Here is a 26,435-nt window from a genome sequence, read left to right as displayed (position 1 = left end):
TAACGTCCTCTGGAGCCCCCATGAACAAGTCCCTGCTCGGTGCCTCGCTGATTGCCCTCGCGCTCACGGCCCCGCTCGCCCACGCTCACGAAAAAGGCGACATCCTCTTGCGTGCAGGCGCGATCACCGTCGACCCCAATACCGACAGTTCCAGCGTCAAGGTCGATCAGGGCCCATTGAGCGGTGCCGACCTGGGCGGCGAGGCGACGCTGAGCAGCGACACACAACTGGGCCTTAACTTCGCCTATATGATCACCGATCACCTTGGCATCGAATTGCTGGCGGCCACGCCGTTCGAGCATGACGTAAAACTCAAGGGCACCGCCCTGAGCGCAGCCAACGGCAAACTCGGCAGCTTTAATCAACTGCCACCGACCTTGAGCCTGGTGTACTACCCGCTCGACCCCAAGTCAGCGTTCCAGCCCTATGTCGGTGCAGGCGTCAACTACACCTGGATGTATGACGAACACCTGAGCAGCGAAGCGCGCGCCAATGGTTTCAGCAACTTCAAGACCGAAAACTCCTGGGGCGTGGCCTGGCAGGTAGGTGCCGATTACATGCTGACTGACAACATCCTGTTCAACGCGCAGATGCGCTACATCGACATCGACACGCGTGCGACCGTGGAAAACAACGCCATCGCGCCGGGCACCCGGGCACGGGTGAACGTGGATGCGGATCCGTTTATCTACATGGTCGGCCTGGGTTACAAGTTCTAAGCATTCACGTGGTGGTGATGATCGCTCCTACGCGCAGCAATGAATGCAGCCCGGGACGCTCCGCGTTCCAAGAGCAGGCGCAGAGCGTCCATTGAGGCATTTCTTTGCAGCACGTGGGAACGATGGGTAACAAAAGGCGCCTCAACGGGCGCCTTTTTCTATTGGCCCAGCAACCGCGCCAGCCCGACACTCAACGGCGTCGGCTCGGGCGCTCTGAAGCGCTCCAGCATGCGCCGGTTGTTGGCCCGTGAATGACGAATGTCCCCGGAGCGCGCCGGGCCGTAGCTCACCGGTGGCAGTTTGCCGACCACTACCTCAAGGGCTGCAAGCATCTGCTTGAGGCTGGTGGCGTGGTTCCAGCCGACGTTGACTGCGCCGTCTTCGACCTGAGGTTTCTCGATGGCCTGCACCAGCAAATCGACCAGATCCTCGACGTAGAGAAAATCCCGCGTCTGCTCGCCGTCGCCAAACACGGTGATCGGCAGGCCTTTCTGGGCGCGCTCGCTGAAAATGCTGATCACCCCGGAGTACGGCGAGGACGGATCCTGGCGGGGGCCGAAGATGTTGAAGAAGCGAAAAATCACCGGCTCCAGCCCATGCTCGCGCCGGTAGAAATCGAAGTATTGCTCGCTCGCCAGCTTGTCCGACGCGTAGGGCGTCAACGGCGCCTTGGGCGTGTCTTCATCAATTGACTCGCCTTCGCCGTTGTTGCCATACACCGCGGCACTGGAGGCGAACAGTACGCGCTTGACGCCCGACTGGCGCATGGCTTCACAGACATTCAACGAGCCGATGAAGTTGCTCTGGTGGGTCTTTACCGGGTCGTCCACCGACGCCTGTACCGACGCCACTGCCGCCAGGTGCGCCACGGCGCTGCAACCGGCCATCGCACGAGCTACCAGGGCGGCATCGGCCACGTCGCCGACGATCAGTTCTACCTTGGGATTGTCCAGCGGCAGGTTGCTGCGTTTACCGGAAGACAGATCATCAAGAATCCGTACCAAATAGCCCTTGCCGAGCAAGGCATCGGTGAGATGGGAGCCGATGAAGCCGGCCCCTCCGGTAATCAAAACGGGGCGATCAGCCATGACGATAGAACCTGTCCAGAAGACTCGGAAGGGCCGCACGCCAGGCGCGTGGCTTGATTCCGAAGGTATGCAGAATTTTCTTGCAGGCCAGTACCGCGTGCTGCGGTTCTTCCGCGGCGTCCGGTCGCGCGGCGTGAGCCTGGGCGGTCGGCGCTTCGATGGCCAGCGGGTGCAGGGCGCGGGCTTCAGTGAGAATCGCCTGCCCCAGGGCCAACGGCGTGGTCGCCTCATGCCCGGCGTAGTGGTAGGTGCCCCACAGCGGTGCGCTGCAGTCCAGTTGCTTGAGCACCGAAATGATCACGCGGGCCGCGTCGTCCACCGGAGTCGGATTGCCCCGGCGGTCGTCAGCCATCAACAGTTCCTGTGCCTGCTCGGCGCGGCCGAGGAAGCGCCCGAGGGTGCCGTCGGGACTGTCATCGAGCAGCCAGCCGAAACGCAACAGCACGTGTTGCGGGCAGGTGGCACGCACGCTTTTCTCGATTCGCCACAAGGCCTGGCCACGCAGGCCCAGCGGCATGGGCTCGTCTTTTTCGCTGTAGGCTGTCGCGCGGTTACCGTCGAACACGCGATAACTCGAGGGTTGCAGCAAAACGATGTTGTGATGCTGGCACAGTTCGGCCAGGCGCTCGATCGCCCGCTCCTGCCCGGCCAGGCGCTGTTCGCTGACCGCCTCCGCCTGGAACCAGTCGAAGTAGTAGGCGAGGTTGATCAACGCGTCCGGGCGGGTGTCGTCGAGCAGTTGCGTCAGGCTCGCGGCATCCCAGCCGTCTTGCGGTGGGCGGGGGGCGAGGAAACCGATGTCTTCCTCCGCACCGAGGCGAATCAGCGCCTGCCCAAGGGCATTTCCGCCGCCCAGTAACATAAGGCGCATTCGCATAGAGTCAGCAGGCCCAGTCTGATTGGAACGATGGCTTTATCGACAGCGCCCGCGGGCGATGTCGTCGATAGTTGCCGGAATCGTTGCATTTTGCGGGTTTAGTGCGCAACCGTCATCCGTAAAGTGTAGATGTCCCGGTTTTGTAGTGCCGCTACTGGCAAGCCAGCGCCTACAAGAGCACTGCCGGCCCTGTAGGAGCTGGCTTGCCAGCGAAGAGGCCTTGCCAGTCAACGGAGATCCTGAGCGGTACTTGCATCTTCACTGAGTCACCCGCATAAATCAGACCATGAACCTGCCCATCCCCGCAGACAGTGCCCTGACCGGCTTCCACCCCGCCATCAGCGCCTGGTTCAGCAAGACTTTCGCGACGGTCACCGCCGCCCAGGCCCGGGCGTGGCCGCTGATCCGCCAGCGCCGCTCGACCCTGATTGCCGCGCCCACCGGTTCCGGCAAGACCCTCACCGCCTTCCTCGCCGTTATCGACGATCTGGTCCACCGTGGCCTGGAAACCACTGAAGGCCTGCCGGACGAAACCCTGGTGGTCTATGTCTCGCCGCTCAAGGCGCTGTCCAACGACATCCAGATCAACCTGCAAGACCCGCTGGCCGGCATCACCGAGCAGTTGCGGGTGATGGGTCTGCCCGAGCTGCGGATCAGCACCGCCGTTCGCACCGGCGATACCCCGCAAAAAGACCGCTCGGCGATGCGCAAGACCGCGCCGCACATCCTGGTCACCACCCCGGAATCGCTTTACGTGCTGCTCGGTTCCGACTCAGGCCGAAAAATGCTCGGCACCGCACGCACGGTGATCGTCGACGAAATCCACGCCATCGCCGCCAGCAAGCGCGGCAGCCACCTGGCCCTGAGCCTGGAACGCTTGCAGGCACTGTGCGCCGAACCGCTGATGCGCATCGGCCTCTCGGCCACGCAAAAACCTATCGAGGCAGTGGCGCGCTTTCTGGTCGGCCGCGATCGAGACTGCGAAATCATCGACATCGGCCACGCCCGCCCACGGGACCTGGGCATCGAAGTACCTCCCGTGCCGCTGTCGGCGGTGATGGCCAATGATGTCTGGGAGCTGGTCTACGACCGTCTTGCCGCCCTCGCCCGCGAACACCGCACCACGCTGGTGTTCGTCAACACCCGGCGCCTGGCCGAACGCCTGAGCCGGCATCTGAGCGAACGCCTGGGCAAGGACGCCGTGGCCGCCCACCACGGCAGCCTGGCCAAGGAGTTTCGCCTGGACGCCGAACAGCGGCTCAAGCGCGGCGAGCTGCAGGTGTTGATCGCCACCGCGTCGCTGGAGTTGGGCATCGATATTGGCGACGTCGACCTGGTGTGCCAGATCGCTTCGCCGCGTTCGATCGCCGGCTTTCTGCAACGGGTCGGTCGCTCCGGGCACCAGGTCGGCGGTACACCCAAGGGCCGTTTGTTCGCCACCACCCGCGACGACCTGATTGAATGCGTCGCGCTGCTCGATTGCGTGCGCCGGGGCGAGCTCGACACCCTGCTGATCCCCGAGGCGCCGCTGGACGTCCTGGCGCAACAGATCATCGCCGAAGTCAGTTGCCAGGAATGGCCAGAGGACGCGTTGCTGGCGCTGTTCCGGCGTGCCTCACCCTACACCGCCCTCGACGAAAAACATTATCAGGCACTGCTGCGGATGCTTGCCGAGGGCTACAACGGGCGCCAGGGTATCCGCAGCGCCTACCTGCATCGCGATGCCGTGAACCATACCCTGCGCGGTCGTCGCGGCGCCAAGCTGACAGCCGTGACCAGCGGTGGGACGATTCCGGACAACGCCGACTACAGCGTGTTGCTGGAGCCGCAAGCGCTGAACATCGGCAGCGTCAACGAAGATTTCGCTGTGGAAAGCATCGCTGGCGATGTGTTCCAGTTGGGCAATACCTCTTACCGGATCCTGCGGGTCGAAACCGGCAAGGTCCGGGTCGAAGACGCTCAGGGACAACCTCCGACCATTCCGTTCTGGCTCGGCGAGGCGCCGGGGCGCAGCGCGGAGCTGTCGTTTGCCGTCGCGCGCCTGCAAGCGCGTCTCGATAAGCTACTGGGCGCCACGCCCGGCAACTTGCAACCAAGCCTGGATTGGCTGACCGACCACCTCGGCCTGAACCTGGCCAGCGCCGAACAATTGGTCGAATACCTCGCCCGTGCGCGCCAGTCCCTCGGCGCCCTGCCCTCGCAAGACACGCTGGTGATGGAGCGTTTTTTCGATGAATCGGGCGGTACGCAACTGATCATCCATAGCCCGTTCGGCAGCCGCATCAACCGCGCCTGGGGCCTGGCCCTGCGCAAGCGTTTTTGCCGCACCTTCAATTTCGAATTGCAGGCGGCCGCCAGCGAGGACGCCATTGTCTTGTCGCTGTCCACCAGCCACAGCTTTGAGCTGGATGAGGTCTGGCGCTATCTGCACAGCAACAGCGCGGAGCACATACTGACCCAGGCCGTGCTCGACGCGCCGCTGTTCGGCGTGCGCTGGCGCTGGAATGCCGGCGTGGCGCTGGCGTTGCCGCGCTATACGGGCGGGCGCAAAGTCGCGCCGCAGATACAGCGCATGAAAAGTGAAGACCTGATCGCCAGTGTCTTTCCCGATCAGATTGCCTGTGTGGAAAACCTGGTCGGCGAACGGGAAGTTCCCGAGCATCCGCTGGTGGAGCAAACGCTCGACGATTGCCTGCACGACGCCATGGACAGCGAAGGCTGGCTGGCGTTGTTGCGGCGCATGGAACGCGGTGAGATCCGCCTGATCAGCCGCGACCTGCCGGCGCCCTCGCCGCTGGCGGCGGAAATACTCAGCGCCCGGCCCTACACCTTTCTTGACGATGCGCCGCTGGAAGAGCGCCGCACGCAAGCCGTCATCAATCGGCGCTGGAGCGAGCCACAATCCACCGATGACCTCGGTGCACTGGACGCCGAGGCGATTGGCGCCGTGCGCGAAGAAGCCTGGCCGGCGCCCAACAGTGTGGATGAAATGCACGAGGCGCTGATGAGCCTGGCGTGCATCACCGGAGCCGAGGCCAGCGCCAACGCCCCTTGGCTCGATTGGTTGAATACCCTGGCCGACAGCGGCCGTGCCTGTCGCATCAACCCTTCACTCTGGCTGGCGCGGGAACGACTGAGCTGTCTGCGGGCCATTTATCCACAGGCTGTCTTGTTGCCGGCGCTGGAGGCGTTGCCGGGGTTCGATGAACACTGGGAAGCGGACGACGCCGTGCTTGAAGTGATCCGCGCACGGCTCAGCGCTTTTGGTCCATTGCCGTTGAAGGCGATTGCCGCACCGCTGCAATTGCCGGTGACTCAAATCAGCCAGGCGCTGGCGCAACTCGAACGCGAAGGCTACGTGCTGCGCGGTCGGTTCACTCCGGGCAGCACTGAAGATGAGTGGTGCGAGCGACATTTGCTGGCTCGAATTCATCGCTACACCGTCAAGCGCCTGCGCCGGGAAATCGAGCCCGTGGCCTTGCAGGATTTCATGCGTTTTCTGTTCGACTGGCAGCACCTGTCCAACGCCACCCGAGGCCAGGGCAGCGCGATGTTACCGGCGATCGTCGCTCAGTTCGAAGGCTACCCCGCCGCCGCTTCAGCCTGGGACAGCGACCTTTTGCCCGCGAGGCTCAAGGACTATTCGCCCACCTGGCTTGATGATGCGTGCCGTAGCGGCAAGCTGGTCTGGACCCGGCTGACCGCGCGCAACCGCAGCACCGGCACCGCGCTACGCAGCACGCCGATCCTGTTGTTGCCGCGTCAACGGGTCGGTCTCTGGAGCGACTTGACCGAGCAGACGCCCGTCAGCGAACTGTCGCCCAAGACACAGAAGGTTCACGCCGCCCTCAGCCAGCACGGCGCGCTGTTTTTCGATGAGCTGATTCACGAAGCTCATTTGTTGCGCTCGGAACTGGAAATCGCCCTGCAGGAACTGGTCGGTGCCGGGCTGGTGAACGCCGACAGCTTTGCCGGCCTGCGGGCGCTGATTACGCCGGCCAGCAAGCGCCAGCAGCGTAGTAGTCGCCGAGGGCGCGGCGCCTTTGTCGGCGGCATGGACGATGCCGGGCGCTGGGCACTGATGCGCCGCGGGGTTGCCGCGCCGGTTGTGGATAACTCGCGGCCGAGGCCAACACCGGCAGACACCCTGGAACACATCGCCATGATATTGTTGCGCCGCTACGGCGTGGTGTTCTGGCGATTGCTGGAACGGGAGGCCGATTGGCTGCCGAGCTGGCGGGAATTACTGCGCACCTTTCATCGGCTGGAAGCGCGGGGCGAGATTCGTGGTGGGCGCTTTGTCAGTGGCCTGGCGGGCGAACAGTTCGCGCTGCCGGAGGCGATTCCATTGCTGCGCGAAGTGCGGCGCCGACCCCATGACGGCAGCTTGATCGCGATCTGCGGGGTGGATCCGCTGAACCTCGCCGGCACCCTCCTGCCCGGTGCAAAAGTGCCGGCGCTGGCGAGTAATCGACTGGTGTATCGCGATGGTTTGCCGGCTGCTGCGCAGATCGCGGGCAAGCAGTATTTCTGGTTGGAACTGGATCAGCAGGCGATGGCTGAAGTGCAGAGCAAGCTGATCCGGCATTGATGTTGTCTGGGACGGCCTCATCGCGAGCAAGCTCGCTCCCACAGGGTTCGTCGGTGAACACAGAGTTTGCGAACAATCGAGATCACTGTGGGAGCTTGCTCGCGATGAGGCCATCCCTGACGACAGCTTATTGGGGCCGAGGCCGATCCGGCATCAACACCGCCGCATGCTCCGGCTCAGCCGCCCCATCATGCACAGGTTCCGCCGCCTGCCTCGGCATCAAGACCTGCTGTGGATAAGTCTGCGCGAAATGCACCCACGGACTGTTATCCACAAGCTTTTTCAACCGCTGGTTGAAGGCCCGGCTCACCGCATACTGCCCACCCGACACGGTGCGAAATTGTGCCGTCAGGACCACGCCATTGAGGTCCATCCTGTCGACGCCGAACACATCCAGCGGTCCTTGCAGGTTGTACCTGAGGAACGGGTCGTCGCTGATCGAATGCCCGGCCTCGCGAATCAGTTCGATGGCCTTGTCGACATCGGTGTCATAGGTGAACTGCACGGAAAAGAAGGCATAGGCAAATTGCCGCGATTGGTTGGTCACGGCCTTGATCTGGCCAAAGGGTACCGAGTGCACGAACCCTTTGCCGTCGCGCAGGCGCAAGGTGCGGATGGTCAGGCCTTCGACCGTTCCGGCATGCCCGGAATCGAGCACCACCCAGTCACCGATCGACAGGGTGTCCTCGATGATGATGAACAACCCGGTGATCACGTCCTGCACCAGTTGCTGGGAACCGAAACCGATGGCCAGGCCAATGACCCCGGCACCGGCCAGGAACGGCGCGACATTGATTCCAAGATTGGCCATGGTGGTGATGGCGCAGATCACCACCAGGATGATTTTGATCGCATTGCGCAGCAACGGCAGGATGGTCTTGACCCGCGTACTCGGCTGGCGTGCCCCGCGTTTGTTGGTCGGCGGTTTCAGGGCTTCCTGGATCGCCGTGTCGAGCACGACCCAGACCATCCACGTCACCAGGAAGATCAAGCCGATATGGCTCAACGAGTCACTGATCGCCCGCCCCACGGCGTTGCTGACCGCAAAATCGAACAGTGACACGCCCCAGATTCGTCCGAGGATATCGATGAACACGATGGCCATGGCGATACGCAACAGCGCATGGGAGAGGCTCAGGAAGCGCTCTTTGTAGGCGCCACTGCGGCGCACGTCGGACTCGCTGCGGGTCTTGAACAAGTGGTGCAGCGTGGTGCTGAGAAACACCGTCGCAATCAGCAGTACCGTGGTGAACAGCGCGCTGCGTAGCACTTGCTGGTTGTCATCGCCAATGCCGATCAGGTTGATGATAGAGACCAGCACCATCAACAGGATCGGCCAGTACCAGAGCCCGGAAAAAATCCGCAGAGTTTCGCGCAAGGCCGGCTGCGCCCGTCGCTGGGCCAGCGGCAGGATTCGGATCACGTGGGCGACCGGACGGCGCATGCGGATCACCAGCAAACCAAAGGAAATCGAGGCCGCCAGCCCGGTAAACACGGCGATGCTGCTGGTGAGATTGTTACCCAGTTGGTGCGCGATCTGCGGGCTGGTCAAGGCATCGCTGAGGGCGACGAGGAAGCCGATCGCGAACAGCGGCCGTGGGCTGTCATGACGAATGATCTGCACCGCCCGGCGTTTGTGCCCGACATTGAACAGCACCACCAGGGACATCACCAACGCTGCTGCGAACACGCCACTGCTGGTGGCATAGGCAAGACACAACGCCAGCGCCCGACCCGCCGATACAGGCATGAACTGGCTGGCATAAATCGTCAGTGGCAGGCTGATCACCGCAGGGAGGCTGTAGGGCAATACATAGCCAAGTAATGCCTGTCCGCGCTCTCGACTGAGCAGCAAGCGATGGCGGCACAGGCGTTCGGCCAGGAACTTGCCGAACATCCAGAGCAGGCCGAAGACACCCGCCCACACCGCCGTCAGCAGCAGGAAATCCCCCGCCACGCTCCAGCTCGAACGGGCCGATGGACGATTGACCAGTTGATCCACCTCATCGGCCGCACGGTCAGCGCGCAGGCGCCAGGCGTCGAGCAGGTCCTTGTTGAAATCGAGCTTGTTCTGGATGTCATCAATGCTCGAACTGATGGCCCCCAGCAATCCGCCCTGTACCAAGGGTTCAGGGTGTGCCGGCGGTGTGGCGGCGGTGGCCGCTGCCGGCACCCCCGGTATCGCCGCGGCCTCCAGTTCCTCGCTGCCGAGGAACAACATCGCCCCCAGTAATATCGCCGTCTTGAGCCTGATCAAGGCATCCGCTCCTTTGGATAGGACTGTAAGGAACTGATCGAGAAATGCCGGACTAGTTCGGTGCTGGCCGGCAAATGCCCGGCAATCTTTGCGCTCAAGACAAATATCAAATGCTCATCCCTGTATTTTTCCGCACGACCCAAACCCTGACACTGCGCTCCATCCAATCAACCCACCGGAGTTGCAGTCATGCCCATTGCCTTGCTCGCGCTGACCCTCAGCGCCTTTGCCATCGGGACGACCGAGTTCGTCATCGTTGGCCTGTTACCCACCATTGGCGCCGACCTCGGTGTCAGTCTGCCGTCGGCCGGCCTGCTGGTCAGCCTGTATGCGCTGGGCGTCGCCGTCGGCGCCCCGGTACTCACCGCCCTGACTGGCAAAGTGCCGCGTAAATTGCTGCTGTTGTCATTGATGGTGTTGTTCACCTTGGGCAACCTTCTGGCCTGGCAAGCGCCGAGCTACGAGTCGCTGATCCTGGCGCGGATCGTCACCGGCCTGGCGCACGGGGTATTTTTCTCGATTGGCTCGACCATCGCCACCAGTCTAGTGCCCAAGGAAAAAGCCGCCAGCGCGATCGCGATCATGTTCACCGGCCTGACCGTGGCCCTGGTGACTGGCGTACCGCTGGGGACTTTCATCGGTCAGCATTTCGGCTGGCGTGAAACCTTCCTCGCCGTATCGGCCCTGGGTGTGATCGCTTTTATCGGCAGCCTGCTCTATGTGCCGAAAAACATCGCCCACAGTAAACCCGCTTCGCTGCTGCAGCAGTTGCAGGTACTCAAACAGCCGCGTCTGCTGCTGGTGTACGCCATGACGGCGGTCGGTTACGGCGGTTCGTTCATCGCGTTCACGTTCCTCGCGCCGATCCTTCAGGACATCGCAGGCTTCAGCGCCAGCACCGTCAGCCTGGTGCTGCTGGTCTACGGCATCTCGGTGGCAGTCGGCAACATCTGGGGCGGCAAACTGGCGGACAAGCGTGGCCCGATCAGCGCCCTGAAACTCATCTTCGCCCTGCTTGCCGCGGTGCTGTTCGTGCTGACCTTCACCGCCGGCAACCCGTGGCTGGCACTGGCCACCGTACTCGTCTGGGGCGCCGTGGCGTTCGGCAATGTGCCAGGGTTGCAGGTGTATGTGGTGCGTCAGGCTGAACATCACACGCCCAATGCGGTGGACGTGGCTTCCGGGCTGAACATCGCCGCGTTCAACCTTGGCATCGCCGGTGGCGCCTGGGGTGGGGGCTTGATCGTTGCACACATGGGGTTGATCCATACCGCGTGGATCGGTGGGTTGGTGGTGTTGGTGGCGTTGGCGTTGACTGCGTGGAGCGGTCGCCTGGATCGGCTGGGGCCAGTGTATGCCGAAGGGGCTGCCCGCATTATCACCGGTCACTGATAACCCCTGTAGGAGCTGGCTTGCCGGCGAAAGCGATTTGTCATTCAACATTTTCGTTGCCTGACCCACCGCATTCGCTGGCAAGCCAGCTCCTACAGAGTTGATCTGCAGTGGTCTATCGAGTGTGTACCGTCCGTAGTCCCACCGAAACTTTCGTCACCGTCTGGCAGTCATCAAAAGATCAGGGGCAGTCAGACGGGAGGCGACATGGCGGCGATTCACATCGGCATTTCAGACTGGCGCTACACGCCCTGGCGGGGGGATTTCTACCCGAAGGGGCTGGCCCAGAAGCGCGAATTGCAATTCGCCTCACGGGCGGTCAACAGCATCGAAATCAATGGATCGTTCTACGCCCTGCAACGGCCCGAACGTTACGCCCAGTGGTATGCCGAAACCCCGGTGCACTTCGTGTTCAGCGTCAAGGCGCCGCGCTTCATCACCCATATCAAGCGTCTGCGTGACATCCACAACCCTCTGGCGAACTTCTTTGCCTCCGGGGTCCTGGAGCTCAAGGAAAAACTCGGCCCGATTCTCTGGCAGTTTCCGCCCAACTTCAAATTCGACGCAGAACTGTTCGAGGCCTTTCTCGAGCAATTGCCCCACGACACCCAACAGGCCGCCGCCCTCGCCCGCCAGCACGATGCCCACGTTAACGGCCACGCCAGCCTCAAGGCGAGCAGAAAAAAGCTCTTGCGCCATGCCGTGGAAATCCGCAACGAGAGCTTCATCGATCCGGCATTTGTGCGCCTGCTCAAACGCTATAACACGGCCCTGGTAATCGCCGACACCGCCGGTAAATGGCCATATCGCGAAGACCTTACCAGCGACTTCGTGTACGTGCGCCTGCACGGTGCCGAAGAGCTCTACGCCAGCGGCTACACCCCTCAGGCCCTGAAGCGTTGGGCTGAGCGGATCGATGCCTGGCATCACGGGCGACAACCGGCTGATCCGCAGCTGATCGCGCCGCGCTTGAAAGGAGTGCTGCCATGAGCGTATCCGAACCGGTTGGCACCACCGACGAGCAGGCGACCATCGATACCACGGTGCACCGTTTCACCGTACTGACGGTCAACACCCACAAGGGTTTCACCGCGCTAAACCGGCGTTTCATCCTGCCTGAACTGCGTGAAGCGGTGCGCAGTGTATCCGCCGACGTGGTGTTCCTGCAGGAGGTACACGGCACTCACGAACATCACCACAAGCGCTACGACAATTGGCCGGCGATGCCCCAGTATGAATTCCTCGCGGACACCCTATGGCCGCAGTTTGCCTACGGCCGCAATGCGGTCTATCCGGCAGGCGATCACGGCAATGCCTTGCTGTCGAAATTCCAGATTGTCCGGCACGACAACCTCGACGTGTCCATCAGCGGCCACGAGAACCGCGGCATTTTGCATTGCGTGCTGCGCCTGCCGGGCGAAGGCCCGGAGGTGCATGCCATTTGCGTCCATCTCGGCTTGCGCGAAACCCATCGCAATGCACAGCTCCAGTTACTGCGGCGCCGGCTTGAGTCGTTGCCGGACGAGGCACCGGTGATCGTCGCCGGTGACTTCAACGACTGGCGCCAACGCGCCGATGCCCTGCTCAAGCCCTGCGGTTTGCGCGAAGTGTTCGCCGAGCACCACGGCAAGCCGGCGCGCAGTTTCCCCGCGCGATTGCCGACACTGCGCCTGGACCGTATCTACGTACGCAACCTCAAGGCCAGCCATCCGCAGGTACTGACGACGCGCCCCTGGTCGCACCTCTCGGATCACGCACCGTTGTCGGTGGAGATCGAGCTATGAGCATCCCGTCGATGGAAAAAAACACCGTGAAAAGCACCATTGCTGCGCCGCCCATCAGCGAGCCGACAGCCGTCGACGTCGAGTACGGTTGGCAAGGCAACAATCGGGTCGAACTGCTGGAAAACGGCGAAGCCTATTTCCCCAGGGTGTTCGAGGCCATGCGCCAGGCCAAAACCGAAATCCTCCTGGAAACCTTCATTGTGTTCGAGGACAAGGTCGGTGAAGAACTGAAGACCGTACTCATCGAGGCGGCGCAACGGGGTGTACGCGTAACTGCCAGTTTCGACGGGTTTGGCTGCGCAGAACTGACTGCCGACTATCTCACCGCCCTGAGCGGTGCCGGCGTGCATCTACAAATGTTCGACCCGGCGCCCAAGCGCCTGGGCATCCGCACCAACTGGTTCCGACGCCTGCACCGCAAGATCGTGGTGGTGGACGGGACGATCGCATTCATTGGCGGGATCAACTTCTCCGCCGATCATTTGGCCGATTTCGGCCCCGAGGCCAAGCAGGATTACTCGGTTGAGGTGCAAGGCCCGGCGGTGGCCGACATCCATCACTTTGCCCTGCTGCAGTGCGGTCGCCCGGCCCACGCAAAATACTGGTGGCAACGGCGTCGGCAACGGCGTTCGGAACTGGCCGTCACTGATCACGATGGCCAGGTACGGCTGGTGTACCGCGATAACGCCGAGCACGCGACCGACATCGAAGAGGTTTACCGGCTGGCGCTGCGCACGGCGCAGCGGCGCGTGGTCATCGCCAACGCCTACTTTTTTCCAGGCTATCGATTACTGCGCGAGATCCGCAACGCTGCGCGCCGCGGGGTCGAAGTGCGACTGATCCTGCAGGGGCAGCCAGACATGCTGGTGGCCAAACTGGCGGCACGCATGACTTACGATTACCTGCTCAAGTCCGGGGTGAAAATCTTCGAATACTGCGACCGGCCGCTGCACGGCAAAGTCGCGCTGGTGGACGAAGACTGGAGCACCGTCGGCTCCAGCAACCTTGACCCGTTGAGCCTGTCGATGAACCTGGAAGCCAACGTGTTGATCCGTGACCGCGCATTCAACCGTGACCTGTTCGATCGGCTTGAAGAACTCAGCGATAACCATTGCAAGGCCATGTCGGTGGACAAAGCGCCGCGCGGGCGAATCTGGCACATGACCGTGGGCTTTCTGGTGTTCCACTTCCTGCGCCATTTCCCGGCATGGGCCGGTTGGTTACCCGCGCATAAACCACGCCTGAAAGCGTTCACCCCACCGACCGGGAGCGATCAACATGAGCCGCACTGAAACACACGCGGCGTCCCACGCCGAGCACCCGGCCAAATCACGCTGGAGCCGTTGGAAAAGACCGCTGACGATGCTGTTTTTCCTGGCGCTGATCGTCCTCTTGACGATGTTTGCCCAGCGCATCGAATGGGGTGAAGTGCTCGAGACCCTGGCCGATTTCAAGGTGCGCACCCTGATCATCGCCTCCGGACTGACCCTGACAAGTTTCCTGGTCTACGCCTGTTTCGACCTGATCGGTCGCACCTACATCCGCCAGGACCTGACGTGGAAACAGATCCTGCCGGTGGGCATCATCAGCTACGCCTTCAACCTCAACCTGAGTGCCTGGGTCGGCGGCGTTGCCATGCGCTATCGGCTGTATTCGCGGCTCGGGGTGAGCAAAGCCAACATTGCGAAAATCCTCGGCCTGAGCCTGGCGACCAACTGGTTTGGCTACATGGTGATTGCCGGCGCGGTGTTCAGCAGCGGGCTGGTGCGCATGCCGCCAGGCTGGAAACTCAGTAGCGGCGCGCTGCAAGGCGTGGGCGTTTTGTTGCTGCTGGTGAGCGCGGGATACCTCGTGGCCTGCCAGTTTTCCAAACGCCGCGAGTGGGCGATTCGCGGGGTCGAAATCAACTTGCCATCAGTGCGCATGGCGGTCCTGCAACTGGCCCTCGGGGCGCTGAACTGGTCGTTGATGGCCGCGGTCATTTTCACGCTGCTACCGAGCAAACTGGACTATCCGCTGGTGCTTGGCGTGTTGCTGATCAGCGCCATCGCCGGGGTCATTACCCACATCCCGGCCGGGCTCGGCGTGCTGGAAGCGGTGTTCGTGGCACTGCTGCAACACGAGGCATCGCGAGGCAGCCTGGTGGCGGGGTTGCTGGCGTACCGGGCGATTTATTTCCTGTTGCCGTTGTTGATCACCCTGGTGATGTATCTGCTGGTGGAGGCGAAGGCCAAGTCGCTGAGGATTTCGAAAAAACCCAAGTGATTTTTGCTGTCAGTCCTGACGCCTTCGCGGGCAAGCTCGCTCCCACAGGGTTCTCGGTGTTCACAAATAATGAGTTCACCACGATCACTGTGGGAGCGGGCTTGCCCGCGAAGGCGCCCGCATGAACACCACAAATCATTTTGACTGAATAATGCTCAACCGCTCACCCACCACCATTTCCGTGATCCAGTCCACCAGAATCGAGGTGTAGGCCTGCTGTGAAACAGGATCGCTGAGGGCATGGTCGGCACCATCGATAATCCGGTGAGTCAGTGAATGGGTCCGCTGGCACGCCGCGCGATAACTCATGATGGTCGCGTGGGGCACATAGTCGTCGGTCTCCGACTCCACCAACAGCACATCTCCGGTAAATTCGGAGCAGGCATGCAGTGCCCGATTGCCATCGGCGCGCACCAACGTACTGCGGTAATCGCGCAGATCGAGCTTGTCCAGATCTCGCTTGGGTGTGTGCCATTGATCGTCGCGGTACAGCGCCGGCACCCGCAGCGCCAGCCAGCGCACCGGCCGTAGCGAGGTGAGGATCGAGGCCAGGTACCCGCCGTAACTGGTGCCGACCACGGCAATTGCCGAAGTATCCAGCGCCGGGTGCGCAAGCAGGCGGTCGTAGGCCGCCAGCAAGTCACGCAGATTGTCTTCACGGGTCACGCGGGTCAAAGGAATACCCGTGCCGCCGGTATGCCCGCGCAGGTCGAAGGTCAAACACACGCAACCCAGCCCGGCGATGCCTTTTGCCCGTTCCAGATCGCGCTCCTGGCTCCCGCCCCAACCGTGCACGAACAACACGCCGGGGACTTTCGATTTGGGGCTGAGAAAAGTCCCGCTCATCTGTTCGTCGTCAATGTCGATTTGAATGCTTTCGCTTCTAGCCGTCATAGGATTTGACCGTTACGTACTTGAGGAGGAAATCACTGTTTTCTGCCGGACCGCGGTACACCTCGATGGCGTCCGCCGGCAGCGGCTGATCGATATAGGTTTCCACCGAAGACACGCGAATCGCGCGCATCCCCGGATCGTTGACGAAGCTCTGCAACGCCGCCACTTCAGCGCTACTGGCCCCGCCCATGCGCCAGGATTGCTCGAGTACGCCGCTGCGTCGCTGGCCGTCACTGGCGATACCCTGGGCGATGTCGTAATTGCGCCGCGAGGCGTAGAAACCGGGATAGGCTTCATCGGCGGCGGCGTCGAACACCTTGGCCTGCCTGATTGCCAGTCGCACATCGTCAGGCAAGTCCAGCGCCAGCAGATCGTCGTAGCCACCCTGCACCACCAGCAGGTTAGAACCACCATAGACTTCTTCGCCGCGAGCGTCTTTGGTCAAATATTGATCACCGCAATAACTCAGCAACCTGGCGCCGATGAAACTCTGCCCGACGCTGTGGGTAATCACCTGGTCCAGGTCCTGCTCCAGTACCACACCTTCATTGAACATCGCCTTGGCTTCAGGGCGGGCGAGGATTTCGTCGAACTGGTCGAGGCTGTTGATGACTTCCTGACCGCGCCCGGCGCAGGCATGAATCGGTTTCATGCGGATCGGACCGCTGTAAAGCAGATGCTCCGCCGCCGGCCGCGCATCGTCGAAGGAGAAAACACTGAGACCGTCGAGCACCACCGTGCGCACCCGCTCGGAAAACATCGGGGCCCAGCCTTGCGGTGCATGAGCATGCCTGTTCAACAAACCATGGCTGATGGCTTTGGTGCAGATGAAATCGTGCTCGACGTAACCGCCCCACAAATCCTCTGGGCCCTTGACGCCCAACTGCTTCGCGGCAGCGGCGCCCACCAGTGTCTGGGTCGGCAACAGATAGATGTCCCGCCCGCCATGCACCTGCGAGTCGTAGCTGCCGCCGAATTTGAGCCCGAGGATCTGCGCCAGCCAACGGGCCAGGGCGCGATTGGTTTCGACTTCGTGCTGCGGCGCATCGGGGCGCACCGAATGGGCGACTACCAGTTTCTTGCGGTTGGATGGGGTCATGCGTCCCCCTTCAGTTGTCGCTAAATGAATGTAGCTGATGGGGTGCAGAGTTCAGGCCAACCGTTCCCCTAAGGAAAACCGTCTTGAAATCAGTTAGTTGTGAATAAAGTATAGCGCCGAGTCTGCTTTATTCTGCACGACGCGCATCAAGACTCTGGCATTTTGCACGACTCACGCCTGGTAAATGTTCTATCGAGGTGCCGCACTCGGCATCACCCCAAACCGCGCCCGGTAATCACTCGGCGCCAGCCCGGTAATCTTCTTGAATGTCGAACGAAACGCCCCGGGATCCTGATATCCCACGGTCCAGGCGATGTGATCGATGGTGCCATTGGTAAATTCGAGCATTTCCCGGGCCTTGCCGACTCGCAGGTGCTGGCAGTACTCCGTGGGCTTAAGTCCGGTTGCCGCCCGGAATCGGCGCAGGAACGTCCGCTCTTCCAGCCCTGCCCGCTCAGCCATCGCCGTCAGCGAAACATCGGTGGCCCCGGTGCTTTGCAACCAGTGTTGAACCTTGAGAATCGCAGCATCGCCATGGTTGAGAATCGGGGCGAAATTGCTGCCGCATTCACTGGCGCTGTCGCTGTGTTCCACCACTAGAAAACGCGCAGTGCCGGTGGCGATGGTCGGGCCCAACAGACGATCCACCAGGCGCAGACCCAGTTCAGACCACGCCATCAGGCCGGCAGTGGTAATCAGGTCGCCGTCATCGACGATGGGCGTTTCGGCTTTGAGCTTGATCGCCGGGTAGCGCTCGGCGAAGGTTTTGGCGGAAGTCCAGTGAGTGGTGGCGCTACGACCGTCGAGCAGTCCACTTTCAGCCAATAGCAGCGAACCCACACAGACACCGCCCAGGGTCGCGCCATTGGCGTGTTGCTGGCGAAGCCAACGCAGCAGCGCTTGCGGCGCCTGGGCTTCGCTGAACCCGGCAATAGACGGTGGAATCAACACTGCCACCAATGCGCCGTCCGCAGCGGGGTGACTGTCATAGACACGAACGGGTGCCTGCTCGCCGTCGACCTGCCAATGGCTGATCCGCAACAAAGGCAAGCGCGCGGCCTGATGCTCGGCGGCGATGCGGTTGGCCACCCCGAACAGATCCGTCAACCCATGCACCGCCGCCATCTGCGCGCCGGGATAGATCAACACGCCCAGTTCGACGATTGCCCTTTGTGCATCCATTGTCAGTTTTCCCCCCTCTATTGTCGGTGCGGCCAATCCCCGGACGGTCTGCCAGGGTCAATACTTCATCCCACATTCAAACCGCACTTCGAGGAAACAGTCATGGCCAAGCAAGCACTCATCGTAGTCGATATCCAAAAAGACTACTTCCCCCAAGGCAAGTGGCCATTGGCCGGCGCCGATGCCGCTGCGGACAACGCCGTTCGTCTGCTCAAGGCCTTTCGTGAGGCCGGCGATTCGGTAGTGCACATCCGCCACGAATTCACCTCCGCAGACGCACCGTTTTTCACCCCCGGCTCCGACGGCGCGAAACTGCACCCGAAAGTCCTCAACCAGGATAATGAGCCGGTGGTGCTCAAGCACTTCGTCAACTCGTTCCGCGAGACCGAACTGCAGTCCATTCTCGATGAGCAAGGCATCAAGGAGCTTGTGGTGGTCGGCAGCATGAGCCACATGTGCGTCGACGGCATCACCCGCGCTGCCAATGACCTGGGCTACAGCGTCACGGTGATCCACGATGCCTGTGCCTCCCGTGACCTGGAATTCAACGGCCTCACCGTCCCGGCCGCCCACGTGCATGCCGCTTTCATGTCGGCATTGGGTTTTGCCTACGCCAAGGTGGTGTCTACCGACGAATTCCTCGCGAACTGAAATTTTATTCACAGAAATTTCACCGCAAAAAAAACCCGCACTTCCAGATCGAAGTGCGGGTTTTGTTTTTCAGCTTGCCGCTTGTAGCTTGGGGCTTACAGCTGTTTTAGAACGGAATATCGTCATCGAAGCTGTCGAAGTCCGGAGCTGGCTGCGGTGCGGCCTGCTGAGGAGCCGGGCGCGACTGTTGCGGTGCCGACTGCTGTGGACGCGGAGCCTGCTGGCGCGGAGCGGATTGCTGGTAGTTGTTACCGCCGCCCTGGCCTTGTTGGTCACCCTGTTGAGGACGACCGCCCAGCAGCTGCATGGTGCCTTGCATGTCGACCACGATTTCAGTGGTGTAACGCTTGATACCGTCTTTTTCCCACTCGCGGGTCTGCAGCTTGCCTTCGATGTAGACCTGCGAACCTTTACGCAGGTATTCGCCGGCGATTTCCGCGACCTTGCCGAACATCGACACACGGTGCCATTCGGTTTTTTCGACTTTCTGACCGGTCTGCTTGTCGGTCCACTGTTCGCTGGTTGCCAGACTCAGGTTGGTCACGGCGTTGCCATTCGGCAGGTAACGAACTTCAGGATCCTGACCGCAAGTGCCGACCAATATGACTTTGTTAACCCCACGGGCCATTACGTTCTCCTAGGCTACGCACGCTGCCCCGGCCGGGTTGTTCACCAGGCTTTCAAGGGTGGTGCGATCCAATAGTTCGGTGTCCAATTTGATGTAAATGGCCGCCTCATCGGCGACTATCACTGCATCTGTTACCCCTACGACAGCCTTCAGGCGCTCGACCAGACCCGCTTCGCGGATCGCTTCGGGCGACAATGGCAAGCGCAGGCTTGTCACGTAGGGAGGTTCTCGCATGGTAACAGCAAAGGCCAGCCAGAGGGCAGCCAGACCGGCGCATCCAAGGAACACAACCGACAGACCGCCATGCTGGAACAGCCAGCCACCGAGTATGCCGCCCAGTGCCGACCCGAGGAACTGACTGGTGGAATAGACCCCCATCGCCGTGCCCTTGCCGCCCGCCGGTGAAACCTTGCTGATCAGCGACGGCAACGAAGCTTCCAGCAGATTGAAGGCGGTGAAAAACACCACCGTACCAATCACCAGAGTCCGCAAACTATCGCCGAACTGCCAGAAGAATAGCTCAGTGAGCATCAGCGTCACGACGGCGCCGAGCAAAACTCGTTTCATTTTGCGTCTCTTCTCGCCGTAGATGATGAACGGGATCATGGCGAAGAAGGAAATCAGCAGCGCGGTCAGGTACACCCACCAATGCTGCTCCTTGGGCAGCCCGGCTTTTTCGACCAGCGCCAGCGGCAGGGCAACGAAACTCGACATCAGCATCGCGTGCAACACGAAGATACCAAGATCCAGGCGCAGCAGGTCCGGGTGCTTGAGCGTCGGGATCAACGCCTGACGGGCGACGCCGGATTCGCGGTGCTGCAACGGCCCCGTGGAGCGCGGCACCATGAACATCACAATCACGATGCCGACCAGCGCCATGCCACCGGTGGCAAGGAACAATCCGGACAGCCCGAAAGCACGGGTCAGCAACGGCCCCACTACCATGGCGACAGCAAACGACAGGCCGATCGTCATGCCGATCATGGCCATGGCTTTGGTCCTGTGCTGTTCGCGGGTCAGGTCAGAGAGCAACGCCATGACCGCCGCGGAAATCGCCCCGGCACCTTGCAGGATGCGCCCGGCGATCACCCCCCAGATCGAGTCGGCGTTAGCCGCCAGGACGCTGCCGAGGGCGAAGACGATCAGCCCCAGGTAAATTACCGGACGGCGGCCGATACGGTCGGAAATGAAGCCGAAGGGGATCTGGAAAATCGCTTGGGTCAGGCCGTAAGCGCCAATCGCCAGCCCGATCAGGGCCGGGGTCGCTCCCGCCAGGTCCATGCCGTAGGTCGCCAGGACCGGCAACACCATGAACATGCCAAGCATACGGAAGGCGAACACCAGGGCCAGACCGCTTGCCGCGCGGGTCTCGCTGCCACTCATGCGCTCGCTGTGGGGATCGTGCATGGAAAAACCTCATGTGAACCGGCGGCGATTCTACCAGTCCCATCGATTGGCAGGGTATATCGCGACGCTTTGCCGCGTGTAGATGACAGAGCTTTCATGTAAGGCAGCATCAGCAACATTCGATAGTGTGCATCCATCCAGTATTTGGCCGTATACTCCTACGTTTTCGACGCCCGCCGAGCGAGGCCACCTTGGACAAGATCCTGATTCGTGGGGCTCGAACCCACAACCTGAAGAACATCGACCTGACCCTGCCACGGGACAAGCTGATCGTCATCACCGGCCTGTCCGGCTCGGGCAAGTCGTCCCTGGCTTTCGACACGTTGTACGCTGAAGGCCAGCGCCGCTATGTCGAGTCGCTGTCGGCCTACGCCCGGCAGTTCCTGTCGATGATGGAAAAACCTGATGTCGACACCATCGAGGGCCTGTCGCCAGCGATTTCCATCGAACAGAAGTCGACCTCGCACAACCCGCGCTCGACTGTCGGCACCATCACCGAAATCTACGACTACCTGCGCCTGCTTTATGCACGCGTCGGCATTCCGCGGTGCCCGGATCACGACATCCCCCTGGAGGCACAGACCGTCAGCCAGATGGTCGACCTGGTCCTTGCCCAACCGGAGGGCAGCAAGCTCATGCTGCTGGCCCCGGTCATTCGCGAGCGCAAAGGTGAGCACCTTTCAGTCTTCGAAGAACTGCGCGCACAAGGATTCGTCCGTGCCCGGATCAACGGCAAGCTGTATGAGCTGGACGAAGCACCGAAGCTCGATAAACAGAAAAAACACACCATCGATGTCGTGGTCGACCGCTTCAAGGTCCGCGCCGATCTGCAACAGCGCCTGGCCGAATCCTTCGAGACCGCACTGAAACTGGCAGACGGCATCGCCCTGGTGGCGCCGATGGATGATGAGCCGGGCGAAGAGATGATCTTCTCCGCTCGCTTCGCCTGCCCGATCTGCGGGCACGCTATCAGCGAACTTGAGCCCAAGCTGTTTTCCTTCAACAACCCGGCCGGCGCCTGCCCGACGTGTGACGGCCTGGGGGTCAAGCAGTTCTTCGACATCAAGCGTCTGGTCAATGGTGAGCTGACCCTGGCCGAAGGCGCGATACGCGGCTGGGACCGGCGCAACGTCTATTACTTCCAGATGCTTGGCTCGCTGGCCTCCCACTACAAGTTCAGCCTGGAAGTGCCATTCAACGAACTGCCGGCCGATCAGCAGAAGAGCATCCTGCACGGCAGCGGTTCGCAAAACGTCGATTTCAAATACCTGAATGACCGGGGCGATATCGTCAAGCGCTCGCACCCGTTTGAAGGCATCGTGCCGAACCTGGAACGTCGCTATCGTGAAACCGAGTCGGCCTCGGTGCGCGAGGAGCTGGCCAAGTTCCTCAGTACCCAGTCCTGCCCCGATTGCCGCGGCACCCGTCTGCGTCGCGAGGCGCGGCATGTGTGGGTCGGCGAGAAAACCCTACCGGCGGTGACCAACCTGCCAATCGGCGACGCCTGCGATTATTTCGAAGGAATGAAGCTGACTGGCCGCCGCGGCGAGATTGCCGACAAAATCCTCAAGGAAATTCGCGAGCGTTTGCAGTTCCTGGTCAACGTCGGCCTCGATTATCTGTCTCTGGATCGCAGCGCAGACACCCTGTCCGGTGGTGAGGCCCAGCGTATTCGCCTGGCCAGCCAGATCGGCGCCGGCCTGGTCGGCGTTCTGTACATCCTCGACGAACCTTCGATCGGCCTGCACCAGCGTGATAACGACCGGTTGCTCGGCACCCTGAAACACCTGCGAGACATCGGCAACACGGTGATTGTGGTCGAGCACGATGAAGACGCGATTCGCTTGGCCGACTATGTGGTGGATATCGGCCCGGGCGCAGGGGTTCACGGCGGGCACATCGTCGCCGAAGGTTCGCCGGCCGAGGTAATGGCCCATCCCGATTCCCTAACCGGCAAGTACCTGTCGGGCCGGGTGAAGATCGCGGTGCCGGCCAAGCGTACGCCGCGCAACAAGAAGCTGTCGCTGACGCTCAAGGGTGCCCGTGGCAACAACCTGCGCAACGTCGACCTGGAGATCCCTATCGGCCTGCTGACCTGCGTGACCGGCGTGTCCGGTTCAGGCAAGTCGACGCTGATCAACAACACGCTCTTCCCGTTGAGTGCCACGGCGCTCAACGGTGCAACCACCCTTGAAGCAGCTGCTCACGACAGCATCAAGGGCCTGGAACACCTGGATAAGGTCGTCGACATCGACCAGAGTCCCATCGGCCGTACGCCGCGCTCCAACCCGGCCACCTACACTGGCCTGTTTACACCGATTCGCGAGCTGTTTGCCGGTGTACCGGAGTCTCGCTCGCGCGGTTATGGCCCAGGGCGCTTCTCCTTCAACGTGAAGGGCGGACGTTGCGAGGCCTGCCAGGGTGATGGCCTGATCAAGGTGGAAATGCACTTCCTGCCGGACATCTATGTGCCCTGCGATGTCTGCAAGAGCAAGCGCTACAACCGTGAAACCCTCGAGATCAAATACAAGGGCAAGAGCATCCATGAAACCCTCGAGATGACCATCGAGGAAGCCCGGGAGTTCTTCGATGCGGTACCGGCCCTGGCGCGCAAGCTGCAAACGCTGATGGACGTCGGCCTGTCATACATCAAGCTGGGGCAATCGGCAACCACGCTGTCCGGCGGTGAAGCCCAGCGGGTGAAACTGTCCCGCGAGCTGTCCAAGCGTGATACCGGCAAGACCCTGTACATCCTCGATGAGCCGACCACTGGCCTGCACTTCGCGGATATCCAGCAACTGCTGGACGTGTTGCATCGCCTGCGCGACCACGGCAATACGGTGGTGGTGATCGAGCACAACCTCGACGTCATCAAGACCGCTGACTGGTTGGTGGACCTGGGGCCGGAAGGTGGTTCCAAGGGCGGGCAGATCATTGCCGTCGGTACGCCTGAGGAAGTATCCGAGATGAAGCAGTCTCACACCGGTTACTACCTCAAGCCTTTGCTGGAGCGCGACCGGGCTTAACCGGGCCCCATGAAAAAGCCCCTGTCACTTCATCAGTGACAGGGGCTTTTTTGTATCCGCCGCAATCAGGTGTGGGATTGCAGGTAATTCTCGAGACCGATCAACTTGATAAGGCCCAACTGTTTCTCGAGCCAGTAGGTGTGATCTTCTTCGGTGTCATGCAATTGGACCCGCAGCATTTCGCGGCTGACATAGTCCTTGTGCTGTTCACAGAGCTTGATGCCCTTGCACAGCGCGGCCCGCACCTTGTATTCGAGGCGCAGGTCAGCTTCGAGCATCTCTGTCACCGTGGTGCCGACATCCAGATCGTCCGGCCGCATACGCGGCGTGCCTTCGAGCATCAGAATCCGGCGCATCAGTGCATCAGCGTGCCCTGCTTCCTCTTCCATCTCGTGGTTGATTCGTTCGTAGAGCTTGGTGAAACCCCAGTCCTCATACATCCGCGAGTGGACGAAATATTGATCACGCGCGGCCAGTTCGCCGGTCAGCAACGTGTTGAGGTAATCGATAACGTCTGGGTGGCCTTGCATCGCCCTACATCTCCCTGCTTTAAAGTCTGTAGTTTGAACCAACCTGACCGCAACGTCACTCGCCATACGCAATAAAAGCGAAGATATTCTGAGAAAAGCAGGTTAAATAACGCAAAAACCGCCCGAATAAGGGCGGTTCTGCTTCTCATTTAGACTTCGTTAAGCTGTACGTTGAGCAGCGTTGCGATTCCTTCTCCATACGCCGGATCGGCCTTGTAGAAATGCTGCAATTGACGATCAACGACGTCGGTGGAAACACCTGCCATGGCGCCGGCGATGTTATTGACCAGCAGCATTTTCTGCTCGTGACTCATCAGTCGGAACAACGCACCGGCATGACTGTAGTAGTCAGTGTCTTCACGATGATCGTAGCGATCGGCGGCACCACTCAAGACCAGCGCTGGCTCGGCATAACGAGGCGCCTGCTTTGGCGATTCGATGTAGCTGTTGGGCTCGTAGTTAGGCGCCGCACCACCATTGCTGCCAAAAGCCATGGAGCCATCGCGCTGATAGGTGTTCACCGCGCTGCGTGGCGTGTTGACCGGCAACTGCTGGTGATTGGTGCCGACACGGTAGCGGTGCGCATCCGCGTAAGCGAACACACGACCTTGCAGCATGCGATCGGGCGACAGACCTACACCTGGCACCATGTTGCTTGGGCCGAATGCGGCTTGCTCGACCTCGGCGAAGTAGTTCAGTGGATTTCGATTAAGCTCCAACTCACCGACTTCGATCAACGGGAATTCCTTCTGTGACCAGGTTTTAGTCACATCGAACGGGTTCTGGTAGTGCGCTGCAGCCTGAGCCTCGGTCATGATCTGGATGCACACTCGCCATTTCGGGAAGTCACCGCGCTCAATGGCTTCGAACAAGTCGCGCTGGGCGTAATCCGGATCGGTACCCGCCAGCCGCGCTGCCTCGGCAGGTGCGAGATTCTTGATCCCTTGTTGGGTCTTGTAGTGCCACTTCACCCAATGACGCTCTCCACTGGCGCTGATCAGGCTGTAAGTGTGACTGCCGAAACCGTGCATGTGGCGGTAGCCATCGGGAATGCCCCGGTCAGAGAACAGAATGGTGACCTGGTGCAACGCTTCTGGAGAGTGCGACCAGAAGTCCCACATCGCCTGTGCGCTTTTGAGGTTGCTTTGCGGCAGACGTTTTTGGGTGTGGATAAAGTCCGGGAATTTGAGCGGATCGCGGATGAAGAACACTGGCGTGTTGTTGCCGACAATGTCCCAGTTGCCTTCTTCGGTGTAGAACTTCAGCGCGAAGCCGCGAGGATCGCGCTCGGTATCCGCCGAACCGCGCTCACCACCGACTGTGGAAAATCGCAGGAAAGTTGGCGTTTGCTTACCGACAGCCTCAAACAGCTTGGCGCTGGTGTACTGGGTGATATCGCGAGTAACGGTAAAGGTACCGTAAGCACCCGAGCCCTTGGCGTGCACGCGACGCTCCGGGATGTTTTCACGGTTGAAGTGTGCAAGCTTCTCGATCAGGTGGAAATCGTCGAGCAACAATGGGCCGCGAGGGCCGGCGGAGCGGGAATTCTGGTTGTCGGCGACAGGAGCGCCACTGGCGGTTGTAAGCGTGTTGTTTTGGCTCATGTGATCTTCCTTCCTCTGTCGGTCTTGAACTGCCGGCTAATCGGCTGAGAAGGAGTATTGATCATCAATGTGACACCTACAAATTCATTAACCTGCAGGCATCGATAGAAAATTACTAATGATCATCCCCGACCCATGATGACCACTTGAAGCGGTTAAAAGCTTGTACGCAGCGCGCTTTACTTACAGGCACAAAAAACCGGGCACTAGGCCCGGTTTTTTGTTTCAGACTGACGTCTTACTCGGCGGATACAGCTTCGCCAGCAGTAGCACGATCAACCAACTCGACGTACGCCATAGGCGCGTTGTCGCCAGCGCGGAAACCGCACTTGAGGATGCGCAGGTAGCCACCCTCACGGGTAGCGTAACGCTTGCCCAGGTCGTTGAAGAGCTTACCAACGATAGCTTTCGAACGATTACGGTCGAAAGCCAGACGACGGT

General features: G+C 61.0%; 19 protein-coding genes and 1 pseudogene. 9 read left to right on the top strand and 11 right to left on the bottom strand.

The window, feature by feature from the left end; all coding sequences use genetic code 11:
- Positions 1 to 20: 20 nt before the first annotated feature.
- The gene (locus ACIO0C_RS25835) at positions 21 to 719 is read left to right on the top strand and encodes an OmpW family protein (protein WP_401316374.1); all 699 of its coding nucleotides are present in this window, start codon (positions 21 to 23) and stop codon (positions 717 to 719) included.
- 158 nt (positions 720 to 877) lie between these two features.
- On the opposite strand, the gene ACIO0C_RS25830 is transcribed toward ACIO0C_RS25835, so the two are convergent.
- Complete coding sequence (locus tag ACIO0C_RS25830) at positions 878 to 1,807, bottom strand: NAD-dependent epimerase/dehydratase family protein (protein ID WP_401316372.1); 930 nt, start codon at positions 1,805 to 1,807, stop codon at positions 878 to 880.
- Entirely contained in the window at positions 1,800 to 2,684 is an 885-nt protein-coding gene (locus tag ACIO0C_RS25825) for a sugar nucleotide-binding protein (RefSeq protein WP_401316369.1), read from the bottom strand. The genes ACIO0C_RS25830 and ACIO0C_RS25825 overlap by 8 nt, the downstream gene beginning before the upstream one ends.
- A gap of 286 nt (positions 2,685 to 2,970) precedes the next feature.
- Here ACIO0C_RS25825 and ACIO0C_RS25820 point away from each other — a divergent pair, with 286 nt between their 5' ends.
- Positions 2,971 to 7,275, top strand: coding sequence for a DEAD/DEAH box helicase (locus ACIO0C_RS25820; RefSeq protein WP_401316367.1), 4,305 nt, complete (start codon positions 2,971 to 2,973; stop codon positions 7,273 to 7,275).
- A 127-nt stretch (positions 7,276 to 7,402) separates the two neighbouring features.
- On the opposite strand, the gene ACIO0C_RS25815 is transcribed toward ACIO0C_RS25820, so the two are convergent.
- Positions 7,403 to 9,532 carry a mechanosensitive ion channel family protein gene (locus tag ACIO0C_RS25815; RefSeq protein ID WP_401316365.1) on the bottom strand — a complete coding sequence of 710 codons (2,130 nt, stop codon included), beginning with the start codon at positions 9,530 to 9,532 and terminating at the stop codon, positions 7,403 to 7,405.
- Positions 9,533 to 9,721: 189 nt separating this feature from the next.
- On the opposite strand from ACIO0C_RS25815, the gene ACIO0C_RS25810 reads away from it, so the two are divergent.
- From ACIO0C_RS25810 to ACIO0C_RS25790, 5 genes and pseudogenes are all read left to right on the top strand, one after another.
- Entirely contained in the window at positions 9,722 to 10,924 is a 1,203-nt protein-coding gene (locus tag ACIO0C_RS25810; RefSeq protein ID WP_401316363.1) for an MFS transporter, read from the top strand.
- Between the two features lie 207 nt (positions 10,925 to 11,131).
- Positions 11,132 to 11,899, top strand: a pseudogene (locus tag ACIO0C_RS25805) (DUF72 domain-containing protein); the annotation flags it as partial.
- Between the two features lie 11 nt (positions 11,900 to 11,910).
- Complete coding sequence (locus ACIO0C_RS25800) at positions 11,911 to 12,708, top strand: endonuclease/exonuclease/phosphatase family protein (RefSeq protein ID WP_401316360.1); 798 nt, start codon at positions 11,911 to 11,913, stop codon at positions 12,706 to 12,708.
- Positions 12,705 to 14,000 carry a cardiolipin synthase ClsB gene (gene clsB / locus ACIO0C_RS25795; protein WP_401316359.1) on the top strand — a complete coding sequence of 432 codons (1,296 nt, stop codon included), beginning with the start codon at positions 12,705 to 12,707 and terminating at the stop codon, positions 13,998 to 14,000. The genes ACIO0C_RS25800 and clsB overlap by 4 nt, the downstream gene beginning before the upstream one ends.
- Positions 13,987 to 14,973 carry a lysylphosphatidylglycerol synthase domain-containing protein gene (locus ACIO0C_RS25790; protein ID WP_401316356.1) on the top strand — a complete coding sequence of 329 codons (987 nt, stop codon included), beginning with the start codon at positions 13,987 to 13,989 and terminating at the stop codon, positions 14,971 to 14,973. Before clsB ends, ACIO0C_RS25790 begins: the two co-directional genes overlap by 14 nt.
- A gap of 135 nt (positions 14,974 to 15,108) precedes the next feature.
- Here the strand turns inward: ACIO0C_RS25790 and ACIO0C_RS25785 are convergent, their stop codons facing one another.
- The 3 genes from ACIO0C_RS25785 to ACIO0C_RS25775 all read right to left on the bottom strand — a co-directional run bounded on the left by ACIO0C_RS25785 (position 15,109) and on the right by ACIO0C_RS25775 (position 18,148).
- Positions 15,109 to 15,867 carry an alpha/beta hydrolase family protein gene (locus ACIO0C_RS25785; protein ID WP_401316354.1) on the bottom strand — a complete coding sequence of 253 codons (759 nt, stop codon included), beginning with the start codon at positions 15,865 to 15,867 and terminating at the stop codon, positions 15,109 to 15,111.
- Positions 15,857 to 16,966, bottom strand: a complete 1,110-nt coding sequence (locus ACIO0C_RS25780) for a DUF3182 family protein (RefSeq protein WP_401316351.1) — start codon at positions 16,964 to 16,966, stop codon at positions 15,857 to 15,859. Before ACIO0C_RS25780 ends, ACIO0C_RS25785 begins: the two co-directional genes overlap by 11 nt.
- A 189-nt stretch (positions 16,967 to 17,155) precedes the next feature.
- Positions 17,156 to 18,148: a GlxA family transcriptional regulator gene (locus ACIO0C_RS25775; protein ID WP_401316348.1), complete on the bottom strand. Its 993-nt coding sequence runs from the start codon at positions 18,146 to 18,148 to the stop codon at positions 17,156 to 17,158.
- A gap of 102 nt (positions 18,149 to 18,250) precedes the next feature.
- On the opposite strand from ACIO0C_RS25775, the gene ACIO0C_RS25770 reads away from it, so the two are divergent.
- Positions 18,251 to 18,799 (top strand): cysteine hydrolase family protein, encoded by a 549-nt coding sequence (locus tag ACIO0C_RS25770; protein ID WP_401316347.1) that lies wholly within the window; start codon positions 18,251 to 18,253, stop codon positions 18,797 to 18,799.
- Positions 18,800 to 18,905: 106 nt separating this feature from the next.
- On the opposite strand, the gene ACIO0C_RS25765 is transcribed toward ACIO0C_RS25770, so the two are convergent.
- Both ACIO0C_RS25765 and ACIO0C_RS25760 read right to left on the bottom strand, forming a co-directional pair.
- The gene (locus ACIO0C_RS25765; RefSeq protein ID WP_020799826.1) at positions 18,906 to 19,427 is read right to left on the bottom strand and encodes a single-stranded DNA-binding protein; all 522 of its coding nucleotides are present in this window, start codon (positions 19,425 to 19,427) and stop codon (positions 18,906 to 18,908) included.
- 9 nt (positions 19,428 to 19,436) lie between these two features.
- A complete protein-coding gene (locus ACIO0C_RS25760) occupies positions 19,437 to 20,834 on the bottom strand; it encodes an MFS transporter (protein WP_401316344.1) in 1,398 nt (465 codons plus the stop codon).
- Between the two features lie 191 nt (positions 20,835 to 21,025).
- Between ACIO0C_RS25760 and uvrA the strand changes: the two genes are divergently transcribed.
- On the top strand, positions 21,026 to 23,860 hold the full coding sequence (gene uvrA, locus ACIO0C_RS25755) for an excinuclease ABC subunit UvrA (protein WP_401316342.1): 2,835 nt from the start codon (positions 21,026 to 21,028) through the stop codon (positions 23,858 to 23,860).
- Positions 23,861 to 23,925: 65 nt separating this feature from the next.
- Here uvrA and bfr read toward each other — a convergent pair whose 3' ends face one another.
- From bfr to ACIO0C_RS25740, 3 genes are all read right to left on the bottom strand, one after another.
- Positions 23,926 to 24,390, bottom strand: a complete 465-nt coding sequence (bfr, locus tag ACIO0C_RS25750) for a bacterioferritin (RefSeq protein ID WP_008053867.1) — start codon at positions 24,388 to 24,390, stop codon at positions 23,926 to 23,928.
- A 149-nt stretch (positions 24,391 to 24,539) separates the two neighbouring features.
- Positions 24,540 to 25,994, bottom strand: coding sequence for a catalase (locus ACIO0C_RS25745; RefSeq protein WP_401316339.1), 1,455 nt, complete (start codon positions 25,992 to 25,994; stop codon positions 24,540 to 24,542).
- 238 nt (positions 25,995 to 26,232) lie between these two features.
- Positions 26,233 to 26,435 (bottom strand): bL17 family ribosomal protein (locus ACIO0C_RS25740; protein WP_401316336.1); only part of this gene is annotated, 203 nt, incomplete at its 5' end.

Origin of the sequence: Pseudomonas sp. NPDC087336 (assembly GCF_044744285.1) — a bacterium.
Lineage (GTDB): Bacteria > Pseudomonadota > Gammaproteobacteria > Pseudomonadales > Pseudomonadaceae > Aquipseudomonas.
This window is presented reverse-complemented; position numbering and strand designations above follow the sequence as displayed.